Source organism: Cyanobacterium sp. uoEpiScrs1 (genome assembly GCF_947331815.1).
Lineage (GTDB): Bacteria > Cyanobacteriota > Cyanobacteriia > Cyanobacteriales > Microcystaceae > Rippkaea.
The window spans coordinates 728,562-742,433 of the sequence record NZ_OX373462.1 but is presented as its reverse complement, the minus strand read 5'-3'; the positions used below and the strand labels follow the sequence as shown (position 1 = coordinate 742,433).

The following is a 13,872-nucleotide window of genomic DNA, read 5'->3' as shown; positions in this document are numbered from 1 at the left end:
AAGTTTGGTGTTTACTTAGTCAAATTCTACAATAAATTATTTAGGTTATTTAGTTCTATCATCCTATATAAGAATATTTTTTTCAATACCTAAGAGATTATAAAAAAATTTTTGATTATAGAGGGTTTTCAAAAGTTATTGAATTGTATGAACTTGAATGTTTACTACAGATATATCCTTATAAAATAGACACAAAGGACAAAATAAAATATTATAAAATATCTACTAGATTTTATAATATTTACTGCTAATTCTTGCTGTAATATTTGTATTTTTTTTAAATATACGTAGACAATACTTTTGGTTTGATACTTTATTTCAGTGATGTCATTAGTTTTCTGGATTCTATATAATTTATAGTAATTCGCTAGTGTGTTTGTTCACAAATAAACAAAGAATATATACCATTTATTAATGTATCTTATAAACTGTTGTTTGCTAAATTTTTCTATTTTAATCTAAGCCAAGAATATATTTTTATACAATCTAAATATTGTTAATATTTAGATTGTGATTTAGATTTGTTTATTAGAAAAAGTCATGAATATTAAATTGTCGCAACTTATAAAATACATCAGCAACCATCTTAACTTGTAGTATTTTTATTAAAAGTTAATTATTTTGAAATCTATTGTTTTGTAATTCTTTATTTTGGTTTTTAATTATTACTTTTATTTTTTGCTAACTTATTTAAGTTATATATCAGTATCTAAAACTTATCAGATTATTTTTGCCTTAAAAATTTGTATAATATTTTTTGGATTAATCAAATATAATTCAAGATTATAAATGTAAATACAGACAATTTTTTCTTTTTATAAATAAAAGTTATAGTCATACTAGCTGCCCCCAAGATTAGAGTACTATAATTTAAGTCAAAATGTGTAAAATATGATTATAGAAAATAGTAAGTACTACTAAATTTGAGATTTTATTTATTAAGGTGAGTTAACAATCTAATGTCTTGATTGTAAATTAATTAAGGATATTTAATTTGTGATGATTTAACTTAAAAACAAAAATTTTTAGGATATATTATATCTAATAATTATAGTTTTTATGGTTTATTTTTGACAAAAAATTTTATGTTTATGTTTTAGATGTTTACACAGTAAATTTGCTAGAAATAGATAAAGGGACAACGGTAGCTTCATTATTTTCCCGAGCTACCCTAATTAGTAAAGCTGCTAAGGTTAAACTAGCTAAACTCGAACTGCCTCCATAGCTAAATAAAGGAAAAGGTAAACCGGTTGTGGGTAAAGCACCTGTTGCTACACCAATATTAAGTAGAGCTTGTCCAACCATTATGACCATGACTCCAATAGCAACTAGTCGTTTGACTCTATGGCGGCACTTCATAGCAATTCTTAGGGCAAAAGTTGCATAAATAAATAGGAATAGTAGTAGAACCATTCCTCCCACAAAGCCAAATTCTTCAGCAAAGACTGAAAAAATAAAATCGGTATATTGGATAGGTAAATAAAAAAGTTTTTGTTGAGACATTCCATATCCTGTACCAAATGTTCCTCCTGAACCGACTGCCATCAAACTTTGTACTAATTGATAACCATTTCCCATAGGATCTTCCCAAGGATTGAGAAATGCTGTTACCCGTTCCCGTTGATATTCTCGCAAACTAATACTCATAAAGGCAGTTAAAGCTCCCCCTAAAGCAGTCGAAGTTAAGTAAATTGCTGGAATTCCTGATGCGACAGCAATTAGCCAAAGGCTCATACCACACAAAGCAGTAGTACTCAAATTAGGTTGTAATAAAATTGAAGCTAAAATAACTGCAAAGATTATCAACCATTGCCAACGAATTCGCCAGGACAACTGTTCCCATTGCCCAAAAATCAGGGAACTTTGTAATACTAAAAAGGGTTTCATTAATTCTGATGGTTGAATTAAAACTGTACCAAATTTTATCCAACGAGTGGCACCGTTAATATTTTCTCCCAAACCAGGAACATGAGTTGATAGAATCAATCCTAATATTATAAATAGACACCAAGGGGCCAGCCTAAACAAATATCGTAGAGGTGATCGTACAATTATGTTGAATAATTGCAATCCGACCCAAGTCCAGATTAATTGACGGGTCATATAGTACCATCCATTTCCTGTTTCGGCTTCAGCAACAGCATAGGAAGCTGAAAACATAATGATTAGGCCGAGAGATATCCACAAGAAGGTTAGCCAGCGCAAAAAGCGGGCTTCTCCTGACCAATGTCGTACACTCGGATCTAAAATAGGAATGATATAACGTAACACAGGCTATTTGTTTGGAATTTTAATTAACTCACACCATAACATCTAATGGTGGTTAAAACTAGTTTTCATTGTTTAATAGTTTTATAAACTTTTGATCAAGATTATACCGGTTAAAAATAGTAGAGTTGTATAGGTTATTAAAAGAGGGTGAGAGTTAATTCTGAAGAATATCATGTATTATATTTACATTAAGATGGCAATAGACAACAGTTATTAATAAATAACTTTTATAGAAGAAAATACTTCTAGCTTAACTATTGACAGAAGCTAGAAGTATTTTCTTCTCTGCTTTTTATAAAATTTTTGATATTTATAAAAGGTAGATTTTTAGAATCATAAAAAATATTCATAATAATAGTTTTAAAAGTTGCTCTTAATTAAACTTGACATATAATTTTTTAGTGAATCAAGTCTACTCTTAAGTGGCAATAGTTATTTATCCATAAAGTATTTTTGGTCATTTTCTATGAGAGTTACTACTTAGTTAAAATATGGGTTTAAATTTGATTTATTTATTCATATAAAGATAGAAGGTTAGATATAGATTTATTTGAACCATCTATTGAAAGATGATAAATTTGGCTTATTCTTAGCTAAAAAGAAGAATGGAAGAGTCTAAAACATTATTTAAAATAGTATTTAGTAATTGCTTAAACGCTTACTTACTTTTAAGACAATATCCTAATTAATTTTTATTATTATTTCTGAGTGCCGATATAAAGATAATAAAGGATAAATGTGATGGGTTAAGATTTATAGATAACTATAACTTCGACCAGGGATTGACAATCTTGAGTTAAAGACGGCAATCTTAAGGAAAGCTAGAATCAAATTTAGACCTGCTGTTCTCAGCCTATGCTGTCCTTTCTATCATCATTCATAGTGGCTCAAACTATTTACCCGTTGACATTTCGGGAGGCTAGCCAAGATTTCATTGCTCAACCTCAGGAAGTTCGGACTCTTCCAGGAAAACTTAATGATGTGTTAGTTTTCAATAGCAACAGTCCTGAAGTAATCGAAACAGAAGGCATTCTATTATCAACGTTCCCATTTGGTGGAAAAAAATTTCCCAATGCCCACTTAAATAAACCGTTAAAAGGACGTTTTGACGTTTTTACCCACCATATTTCTCGGCCGGCTTACGTACAAAGAACTCTTTATCAGGGATTGCTGGTTCATAACCCTACCTCCCAAACAATTATCATTAAGGTCTTACAGGGGGCCAGTTATCGTACTTCTCCTGATGCCCCATTTATTAATCTACCTTCTTTGGTTGAAGATCCATCTGGACAGGTTTTTTCAGGTCCAGGTTCCCGATTAATGAGCGATATTTTACGAGGAGTCAATCATAATAAATTTCCTACCCGTATAACACTGAGACCAAGTGAAAGTCGAATGTTATTCACATTGCCCATTAGTCCAAGCAATGGTCGTTCAACTTTCATGCGTCTCTATAGCAATGGATCCGTTTATATGGCTAATTTGGCTTTATACGAAGTTCCTCATGAGAATAAAAATAAATCAAGGAAAATAATCTACAGAAAACCCACCCTAAACGAATGGAGATATTTAGTTACTACTGGACAATTAGTCACTCCCAGAGATCTTCCCCCGACACCAATGGATCAGGATTTAGGAGAAGACACAATTTACGGGCGGGTAGCTGGTATCTCTGTCGGGTCTGAATGGGTAGCACGACTTACCGATCAGCCAAATAAAATTCATTTGAGTATTCCTGCGAGAGGAAAGGCTTTTTCTTATCCTTTGAGTACAGTAACCACGGGAACTCATGGCACCAAGCAGATTCAAAGTGCGCCAATGGTAGTCCGATATCCTGACACCGCTTACCGCGCTCATGGGAATTATGGGGTACATTACAATTTGATTCTCCCAGTAACTAATAAGAGTTCTGAGAGACAAACCGTTGAAATTTCCCTTCAAACTCCTTTTAAACAAAATGAACATGCTGATCACTTAGTATTTGCCTACCGTCCTCAAGGTCAAGTATTTTTCCGAGGTACTGTCAAGGTTGCTTATGCGACCCGAAATGGTCAACTCCAAGAACGTTACTTTCATTTAGTTCAACGACGAGGACAACAGGGAGATGCTTTAGTCAGAATTAATCTCGAACCAGGAGAAAGACGAGAAGTTGAAGTTGACTTTCTCTATCCTCCCGACGCCACTCCTCCTCAAGTATTGACGGTTAGAACTCTCAATTTATTCTATGGCACAATTCGTTAGAGACATTACATTAAAGAAAATGGGTGGAGTTTCTATTAGGTTTAAAGATCAACAAGCCGTTGATTTCTATCAATTTCAAAAGTATGGATATCCAATTTTCCTTTAGAATCAGATGATCTTAGTAGGTTATTAGCGATTGAGTTGATGAAATATTTACTGCAGTCAGCGCTATTTTCTCTCTTAATTTATATTTTTCTTGAGTCTCCTTTCCGTTCTGGTAGTCAGTTTTTCAGTGACAATGACTGGCGCGGTAGTTAGTTTTAAAGAAGTACAGTTGATTAGCAAAAATTTTTCAGGATAGTATTCAAAGACAAAACAACTTACTAAGCTAACGTAGTTAACTCTAAAATGGGAACTAAGTACCTGTGAATTTCTAGGTTGTCGATAATTAGTTTATAACTCAAATGACAGTAAAGCGTATTGGTGTTATTGGAGGAGGTCAGTTAGCCTGGATGATGGCAAAAGCTGCTCAACGGTTGGGTTTTGATTTGATAATTCAAACGCCACAGAAAAACGATCCTGCCGTGTCTATTGCAACAGAGGTTATTTTTGCCCCTATTGATGATAAAGCAGCTACTATTGAACTGGCTGATCATTGTGATGTAATTACATTCGAAAATGAGTTTATTGATCTCGAGGGACTGAAACCTTTAGAAAAAAGAGGGGTCCGCTTTTGTCCTAGTTTAAAGGTTATGACTTTGTTAGTGGATAAATACAGGCAAAGATCTTACTTACAGCACATTGGTTTACCCGTCCCTAAATTTACCACTTTAGAGAATCTATCCTCTTTCAACTTTTCTTTTCCAATTGTGCTGAAAGTTCGTCGTCACGGTTACGATGGCCAAGGTACTTTTATTATCAAAACTCCAGAAGAGCTGGAAATTACTGCCAAAAACTTGGAAGGAAAAGAAGTTATGGTGGAAGAGTTTGTTCCTTTTGAACGCGAATTAGCTGTCATGGCTGCTCGTAGCGTTACTGGAGAGATAGCGGTTTATCCTTTGGTGGAGACTTACCAGTCTAACCAAGTATGTAGATGGGTACTCGTGTCTGGAGATATTTCAACAGAAGTTCAAAAAGAAGTAAAACAGATAGCCATTAATTTATTGACTCGATTAGAAGTGGTAGGAATTTTAGGAATTGAACTATTTTTAACTCCTCAAAATCAGGTTTTAGTTAATGAAATTGCCCCTCGTACCCACAATTCAGGACACTATACCCTCGATGCTTGCAAAATATCTCAATTTGAAATGCAGTTGCGGGCCTTGTCAGGACTACCATTGGATTCAACCGAGTTAAATTGTTTAGGAGCTGTGATGATCAATTTGTTAGGTTATGAACATTCAAGACAAAATTATTTAGAAAAACGGCAGAAACTCTCAGAAATTTCCTGTTCTCACGTTCATTGGTATGGGAAAACTAATATTCGCCCGGGAAGAAAAATTGGTCATGTGACGGTATTACTGGAAAAAAATGAAATAACTTCAAGTTCAAAAATTCGACGGCAACATTTATTAGAAATTGCACAAAAAGTAGAGTCAATTTGGTATAGTCAGTAATTGATTAGCCAATATTTGCTTTTTTTTATAATTTAATGTCTTTTATGTCTTAAACGTAGAGGAAGCGTCTGTTATCTTGCTAATATTTAACATTATTGCTATGCTTCTCAGCTATGTTGAGCAACAGTATGAGATTTTTGCTTTAGTGGACATGGAATTATCAGAAAGAAATGAGTCGAATCTGATCATTATTTTTTTTTACATCAAAAGTTAGTACGCTGTATGTGCTAGAGAATGCCCAGCTTTTAGTACCGCTTTTCAATTTAACGCTATTGAGGGATTAACGATAGTCAATAAAATACTACTCTCAATCTAAAGATTAATATTTACCAGACATTAACCTTAGGGATATAGTCGCTCTACGCTTTGAGATAGCCCTCCGAGAGTTATGATGGCAGTTAAATCAAGCTTCAAAATGGATGAGACTGATTGCTTTTAAGTAAAAAATTTGTTTTCATAAGATATAAATTTCGGGTAGGTTACGAGTGAATACAATTCCGCCAGTCGATTTAGTCCGTCAATACAAACTAATTAGTGAAGAAGTAGACCTGGCTATCCTCAATGCGGTTCGCTCAGGTCGTTATATTGGTGGTGATACTGTTAGTGATTTTGAACAACAATTTAGCCAATATGTGGGGGTTCCTTACTGTGTAAGTTGTAATTCAGGAAGTGATGCTCTTTATTTAGCCTTACGCGCTTTCAATATTGGGTTGGGGGATGAAGTTGTCACTTCTCCGTTTACTTTTATTGCTACAGCAGAAAGCATCTCTATGACTGGTGCTACTCCAGTCTTTGTAGATATTGATCGTACGACTTTTAATCTAAATATAGATCTCTTAGAAAAAGCAATTACTCCTAGAACAAAAGCTATTATTCCAGTTCATCTTTTCGGACAACCGGTTAATATGACTCAACTTATGGATATTGCTCAACGTCACAACCTTTACGTGATTGAAGACTGCGCCCAAGCAACAGGAGCTAAATGGGAGAAAAAAAAAGTGGGGAGTATTGGCCATATTGGTTGTTTTAGTTTCTTTCCAACGAAAAATTTAGGGGCTTGTGGAGATGGGGGAGCTGTCACAACAAATGATCCTGCACTTGCCGACACCATTCGCACCATAAAAGAACATGGTAGCCGTCAACGTTACTATCATGATTTAGTCGGAATAAATAGTCGTCTTGATACCATTCAAGCAGCAATTTTACAAGTCAAATTGCGTTATTTAGATCTTTGGAACCAACAACGACGAATAGCGGCACAACGATATCATAAGTTGCTAAAATCTATTTTAGAGATTCAACTTCCTCAAGAGTTGTCTGGAGGATATCATGTTTGGAATCAATACACTATTTTAGTTAAAAAGAAAAAAGAAAAGACCGAAAATTTCCGTAATTATCTTCAGAAGGAATTACAAAAACAGGGAGTTATTTCTATGATCTATTATCCAATTCCTTTGCATTTACAAAATGTTTATCAGAGCTTAGGGTATAAAGTAGGTGCATTTCCAGTAACAGAAAATGCTATTTATGAAGTGTTATCCTTGCCGATGTTTCCTGACATTTCTTTTAAGGAACAACAGCAAGTTTATTATGCTTTAAAAGAATGTTTAACTACTTAAATAGTTGATTGTGAAATATAAAGAGAGATTAAGTTAATAATTTACTAGCAATACCAATCTTAACTTGTCCAGACTTTAAAATAGTAAATAAAATGTCTCTCTAGAGCGTTTCTGATAATATTTCTAAAATTATGTATTTCAGTTTATGTTTTAATATTTTTATTTATTGTAAGAAAAAATTGATTTTTAGTATTCTACTTTTATACTCATAATTAATTTGGATATATTTTTTAGTCATTTACTTAATAAACACAGTTTATTCTTACTCATATAAATATTATATTCTTATTTAATTACACCTGAGGTATCTGTGATCTAAGTTGCTAGTTTAGACTGTATGAAAGTTGAAGAACTAAAGTTTTAGCAAAAGAAAAACACTCTTAATAATAAAAAGTAAATTATAAGTTTTAAGACAAAAAAGTATATATACTTTAGCCTCTTGTTGACTTTTATTTAATTAAGAATACCTAACAGCAGTCTATTATCTTAATTAAGAATAAGCAACAAATTTTTATTGAAATATATAATATTCTATTTTAGAAAACTCTTAATATATTTTTATCTCCAAAGACGAATCTTTAATAAATATAAATTCATAATAACTTAAATAAAGTATTTGAAAACTATTGAATACTTAAAGACAATAAAAACATATCGATTCTTTAATCCCATCTTTGCTTTTTATTTTTGACAATAACTTTACGTCCTCATCTGAACTATTATTATATATAAATTAGTTTTTCAATACATAACTTCTATAATTTCTCGTTTACCATTTAAGCGCTATTAACAACAGTTAATTAAATTATTAACCAAAACTTAAAAAAAAAGAATGATCAGTAGAAAATAAAATCAATAGAGACCTTATACATATAAGAATATCAGTTCGTTACTATTCGGGTAGTAACTGAATTACTATCTAACATAATTGTTATAGAAAAACATGAGTGTCTTTCAAAAGGTCGTACAGTTTAGATATATATTTAATAGCAACTTAATAAAGTCTAGGATATATTTCTTTTAATTGTGTTTTACTTGAAATAATCTCCTAATAGATTTTGGACTTAAGAGTAAAGAAGTATAACAATTTTATATTTTTTTATACAAAATATAAAATTGTTACTTAATAAAATGACTCTACTAAACTTAAATTTAAGGAATATATCAAATTTTAATATTATTAAATTTGTCAATAATTGTGAGGATAAATAATTTTTTAGTAATTAACATTTTTAGAAAATTAAATAATTTAAAATATAAGATATTGAAATTAATAGTTATACATAATATTTTATATAAAATTAATTAGTTAATCATGCTCGAAAAAAATTAAATATATTCTCTATATAGAGAATATATTTAATTTTTAATCTATAAGATTGTAACTACTATTATATGAAGTTTTACTTTTTTAATACAATTATGCTCATATAATGAGTGTTTTTATTAAATCCAATTACAAACATAAACTTAACAAAGATTAGTACCTATGGAGAGAACATGTTACTATTTTTTTAAAAATTAGTATCAGTAATCCTGAAACCAGTAACATAGATATTTTTTGTCAAAACCCATCCAACTATATAGTATTTGTCATTCTACTCAAATAAACTAAAAATCCTTATTTCCTTTTTTATATTGTTTATTATAAAATTTAGCGTAGCGGCCTCCTTTTACTAATAAGTCACTATGGGTTCCACACTCAATGACTTGTCCTTTTTCTAAAACTAAAATACAATTAGCACGGCGGATAGTACTTAAACGATGGGCAATCACAAAAACGGTACGGTTTTCCATTACTCGTTCCAAGGCTTCTTGTACCAACGCTTCCGACTCAGAATCTAAGGCAGAGGTGGCCTCGTCTAGTATCATGATACGGGGATTGAGCAAAACAGCACGAGCGATTGCAATTCGTTGCCGTTGTCCTCCGGACAGGTTAACTCCTCGTTCCCCCACCCAAGTTTGATAGCCTTGAGAGAGTTTGCTAATAAATGAGTGAGCATTGGCGATTTTAGCAGCTTCTTCGATGGTCTGTTGATATAATTTTTCTTGTCCATAGGCGATGTTTTGGGCAATTGTTCCTGAAAATAAAGTATTTTCTTGAGGAACAATACCAATTTGACGACGAAGACTAGTTAAAGTGACATTCCTAATATCAACTCCATCGATGAGAATTTGACCTTCTTGGGGGTCATAAAAACGGGGTAGTAAATTTATCAAAGTCGTCTTGCCTGCCCCAGAAGACCCGACTAAGGCAATAATTTGACCAGGTTCAGCCAATAACGATAATTCTTGTAAAATGGGTTGACCTGGTTGATAGGCAAAACTGACCCTGGAATATTCTACTCTTCCTGTTACCTGAGGTAAAATTAGCCCATTAGGACTCTCAATGATAGTTGGTTTATGGTCAACTAATTCGAAGATACGATCTATTGATGCTTCGGCCTGTTTGAATTCATTATAATTACTGGTCATTAAGTCAATGGGATGCAGCAGCAAAGCGACAGCCGCCAAATAACTAACAAATTCCTCAGATCTTAGGTTTCCTTGGGAAATTTGCCAACCTCCAATCAGAAAAAGCAGCATAATACTAATTGCTTCGAGAAAACCTACAATTGGATATTGAAATGCCTTGAGTTGTTCTGCATGATATTTAGACTGGCGGTTACATTCTGCTTCTCTGGCAAATCGCTTAATTTCGTAATCTTGGGCAGCAAACGCTTTAACAATTCGAATACCATTAAAAACTTCTGTTAATAAAGCTGAAAGATTGGAGATTTGATTTTGACTACGACGGGATAATAGCAATAATTTTTCCCCAAAACGACTGACTAAGATAGCCATTAAGGGAGCTAAAATAAAACTGGCAATAGTTAACTGCCAGTTTAGATAAAGCATATAAGCAGGGATAACAATCAATTGGAGAAAATTAGAAATAAATTGATGGGATAATTTATCAACAATTTCTCCAACTCGATCAATATCTTCTGTTAGACGATAGGTTAAGTCTCCAGTTTTTGCTGTTTCAAAAAAATCTAATCCCAGTTGATGGAGATGACTATAGACTCCTTTTCTTAATTTTAAACCCATAATAAGGGCCGCATTGATCATAAAAATATTTTGCCCATATTGAAAGATTCCCCGGATTAAAAATGCCAAGGTCCCTAATCCTAACCAATAAGCAACTTTTTCTACTTCTCCTCTACCAATAAATAGGGCAACTCTACCAGCAAGATAAGGTAAAAAAAGGGTGATGAGGACAAATCCTAGAACACAGAATAATCCTTTAGTAATTAATGGCCATTGTGGATATAAATAGGGAATTAATTGCCACCAATTTGATCGTTTTTTTTTAATCATTATTAACAATTATTTTTTTGAATTTAAATATAACTAGAAAATTAAAGTATTTAACAGATCAATACAGTCAGCAAATCTTTTGAATATCAGTATCAACGGTTATTAATCTATAGTAAATAAAATGGTTATTGCTTTGAAGTTTACACAGTCTCTCTCGACGAGAGAGACTGTGTAAACCGGTGTGATATTGTAACATATTTATTTAGTTAATTTATCTATTTCGATATTATATTATCGAATGCTGTCATTTGGTCTTAACTGGTAATTTAAACTACAAAAACTGCTTCCCTGATACATTTAAGGGCTATTTTTATAATTAAGAGCTTATTTAATACTTAAAAAGCGGTAATTTTGTCCATTATGGACTTAGTACAACAACTTCAAATTAGTAGTTTTACTACACTTGTTGATTGACATTACCAATATTAACTTGTTAAGGACCTGATTGCGATTTACAAATTTATAACAAGTATTTATCTAATTGATAAATACTTGTTTGATTAAATGAAGTCAAATTTATTTTAAACAGGTCGACCAATTGTCATTATTTTAACGTTTACTCCGATAGATTTCTATATCTAATTCTAGATACAGTTCGCCATTTTTAGCCCTTTTTCTAGAACTGCCGTTAATACAAAACCGTGATAAATTGATTATCTATAAAGAAGTAAATAATTTTTTTAACTTTTCTGTTTTTTTTGAAAGTAAATTATTTGAGTTTTATCTCATATATAACTCAATAAAAGTTTAGCGATTCTGGTAGATGCTCCTGGAGGACCAAAGCGTTTTTGCCCTTTTTCAAGACACTCGGCTAAATACTCTTTATTCGATATTGTTTCTACTACTCGTTGGGCTGCTTCACGAAGGGTTTCTAGAGTAGCAGGTCCGGTTCCAATAGTTTGAGCACAATTACCAATGAGTCTAGTTTGTGCCTCAGCAAATTTATAAGTAAATTGGGGTCCTTCTCCTGGAATTTGAATAACAGGTTTTCCTAGGGCTATCCCCTGATCTACTGCCAACCCAGCCATTCCTAACATTAGGGTACAACTTTGCAAAATATCACTAAAAGCATCGGAATAACATCTAACTTCAGCAACTCCATAATCAGACTGGTAAGTTAATTGACCTTCATTATGTTCCCATCCTTCATAGTCAGCTATTTCGGCTAATTGGTTCATGAGTTTGGGAACCAACGCTGCTCGAAATTGGATATGATCGGTGGGAATCACTTTGATAATTTCTAGAATAAGGTTAAGTTGCAATTTAAAGTTACGCTCTGCTTCAGGAAGTCTTGACCCAGGAAGTAAAGCAATAGTAGGAATATTGGGTTTAAGATGTAGATCTTTTCCCGTAGGAACAAGTTTATCCAAAGAAGGAATTCCCCCGAATTTGGACTTAGTAATTCCTTGCCGTTTAAGATCTTGAGCCGTATAGGGATCTCTAGTTATTACCGCTAAACATTTTTGTGATCGAAGAAAATGTCCAATAAACGGACCAATATATAACTTTCCTTCATAAAGACTCGATAAACAGGATATAAACGAAACGTAGGGATATCCCGTAGAATACGCAAAGCCTTGGGATACGGTATCCCCTGTTGCCATAATCAAGTCACAAGTAGGAGCATATTCCCAAACGGCCTTTAACTGTCTCCATGCTAACCCAATCAATCCCGCTTGGAGGTCCGTTAGGAAGCGCCAACGGTTGATATAGGAAAATCCCCCCGAAGGCATATTCTGAGTAGGTCCAATAATAGGGATGTTTAATCGGCGATAGGCATTTCCTTCCCCTACAATGGGCATGGCCACTATTTCTAGAGACGGACAAAGTTCTAATAATGTTTGAATCACATAAGAGGAATGATTATCCTCTCCATGTCCATTACTAATAAATAAAATTCTTTTTTGAGAAGACGACATAGGAATTTTTAAAAGTTACTTTGTAATGTGACGCCCTATCGGGGTTAATTGAGACCTTGTTTTAAAGCTCTAACAAATTCTTCAATCGCACTTAGTCCTTCTTCTGGAGTTCCCTTAGATAACCGTTTAACAATAGCACTTCCTACAATCACTGCATCTGCCCCCCAATTTTTCACCTGAACTGCCTGTTCAAGCTCGGAGATGCCGAATCCAACCCCAATAGGTTTGTTGGTAACACTACGTAAATTAGTTATTAACTCTTCTACTCTACTGGCTACTTGTGATCGCACTCCTGTTACTCCAGTCACAGTCACTAAATAAATGAATCCCTGAGATTGACGAGCGATTGCCTTAATTCGTTCTATAGGACTAGTTGGGGCAACTAATAAGGTTACCTCAATCCCTTCTGCGGCTGCGGGGGTTAACAAACTCTCAGCTTCCTCTAGGGGTAAATCAGGAACAACTAGACCTTTAATACCAGCTTCCCTAACTTGTTTCAGGAAAGCATCCACTCCATGATAAAAAATAGGATTGTAGTAGGTAAATAAAATAATCGGGGCCTTAATTTGTGAGGAAACCTGCTTAACAGTATCTAAAATATCTTGTAGTTTAATACCACGATTTAAGGCTCGGGTGGCAGCCGACTGTATCACAGGTCCATCAGCTAGGGGATCGGCATAGGGAACTCCTAATTCAATTAAATCTGCTCCTGAACTATCAAGAAGGTGTAAAGCTCGGGCAGTAGTATTTAAATCAGGATCACCAGCTGTAATAAAGGGAATCAAGGCACATCGACTGCGATTGCGTAGGGATTGAAAACAATCAGAAACCGAGGTCATAGTAAATTACCAGGTCGAAAAGTTGGAATAAATGGGTATCGCCCCTTACAAAAGTCGGATATAGCTT

General features: G+C 33.4%; 8 protein-coding genes. 4 read left to right on the top strand and 4 right to left on the bottom strand.

Features of this window, described 5'->3' with window-relative positions:
- Positions 1 to 1,104 precede the first annotated feature (1,104 nt).
- Positions 1,105 to 2,271 carry an FtsW/RodA/SpoVE family cell cycle protein gene (locus OXU93_RS02595; RefSeq protein WP_267384309.1) on the bottom strand — a complete coding sequence of 389 codons (1,167 nt, stop codon included), beginning with the start codon at positions 2,269 to 2,271 and terminating at the stop codon, positions 1,105 to 1,107.
- Positions 2,272 to 3,126: 855 nt separating this feature from the next.
- Here OXU93_RS02595 and OXU93_RS02590 point away from each other — a divergent pair.
- The 4 genes from OXU93_RS02590 (at position 3,127) to OXU93_RS02575 (ending at position 7,687) form a co-directional block, all read left to right on the top strand.
- Positions 3,127 to 4,512: a DUF3370 domain-containing protein gene (locus tag OXU93_RS02590; protein ID WP_267384308.1), complete on the top strand. Its 1,386-nt coding sequence runs from the start codon at positions 3,127 to 3,129 to the stop codon at positions 4,510 to 4,512.
- Entirely contained in the window at positions 4,496 to 4,618 is a 123-nt protein-coding gene (locus OXU93_RS02585) for a hypothetical protein (protein ID WP_267384306.1), read from the top strand. Before OXU93_RS02590 ends, OXU93_RS02585 begins: the two co-directional genes overlap by 17 nt.
- 298 nt (positions 4,619 to 4,916) lie before the next feature.
- On the top strand, positions 4,917 to 6,068 hold the full coding sequence (locus tag OXU93_RS02580) for a 5-(carboxyamino)imidazole ribonucleotide synthase (RefSeq protein ID WP_267384304.1): 1,152 nt from the start codon (positions 4,917 to 4,919) through the stop codon (positions 6,066 to 6,068).
- A gap of 485 nt (positions 6,069 to 6,553) precedes the next feature.
- Complete coding sequence (locus OXU93_RS02575; protein ID WP_267384302.1) at positions 6,554 to 7,687, top strand: DegT/DnrJ/EryC1/StrS family aminotransferase; 1,134 nt, start codon at positions 6,554 to 6,556, stop codon at positions 7,685 to 7,687.
- A gap of 1,611 nt (positions 7,688 to 9,298) precedes the next feature.
- Here OXU93_RS02575 and OXU93_RS02570 read toward each other — a convergent pair.
- The 3 genes from OXU93_RS02570 to trpA form a co-directional block, all read right to left on the bottom strand.
- Positions 9,299 to 11,047: an ABC transporter ATP-binding protein gene (locus tag OXU93_RS02570; protein WP_267384301.1), complete on the bottom strand. Its 1,749-nt coding sequence runs from the start codon at positions 11,045 to 11,047 to the stop codon at positions 9,299 to 9,301.
- A 725-nt stretch (positions 11,048 to 11,772) separates the two neighbouring features.
- The gene (locus OXU93_RS02565; protein ID WP_267384300.1) at positions 11,773 to 12,966 is read right to left on the bottom strand and encodes a lipid-A-disaccharide synthase-related protein; all 1,194 of its coding nucleotides are present in this window, start codon (positions 12,964 to 12,966) and stop codon (positions 11,773 to 11,775) included.
- A gap of 44 nt (positions 12,967 to 13,010) precedes the next feature.
- Positions 13,011 to 13,805, bottom strand: coding sequence for a tryptophan synthase subunit alpha (gene trpA, locus OXU93_RS02560; RefSeq protein ID WP_267384298.1), 795 nt, complete (start codon positions 13,803 to 13,805; stop codon positions 13,011 to 13,013).
- Positions 13,806 to 13,872 lie beyond the last annotated feature (67 nt).

Excerpts from the sequence above, each read along its gene's own strand:
- OXU93_RS02590 (WP_267384308.1), top strand. The coding sequence starts at position 3,127 with ATGCTGTCCTTTCTATCATCATTCATAGTGGCTCAAACTATTTACCCG.
- OXU93_RS02585 (WP_267384306.1), top strand. The coding sequence starts at position 4,496 with ATGGCACAATTCGTTAGAGACATTACATTAAAGAAAATGGGTGGAGTT.
- OXU93_RS02580 (WP_267384304.1), top strand. The coding sequence starts at position 4,917 with ATGACAGTAAAGCGTATTGGTGTTATTGGAGGAGGTCAGTTAGCCTGG.
- OXU93_RS02570 (WP_267384301.1), bottom strand. The coding sequence starts at position 11,047 with ATGATTAAAAAAAAACGATCAAATTGGTGGCAATTAATTCCCTATTTA.
- OXU93_RS02565 (WP_267384300.1), bottom strand. The coding sequence starts at position 12,966 with ATGTCGTCTTCTCAAAAAAGAATTTTATTTATTAGTAATGGACATGGA.
- trpA (WP_267384298.1), bottom strand. The coding sequence starts at position 13,805 with ATGACCTCGGTTTCTGATTGTTTTCAATCCCTACGCAATCGCAGTCGA.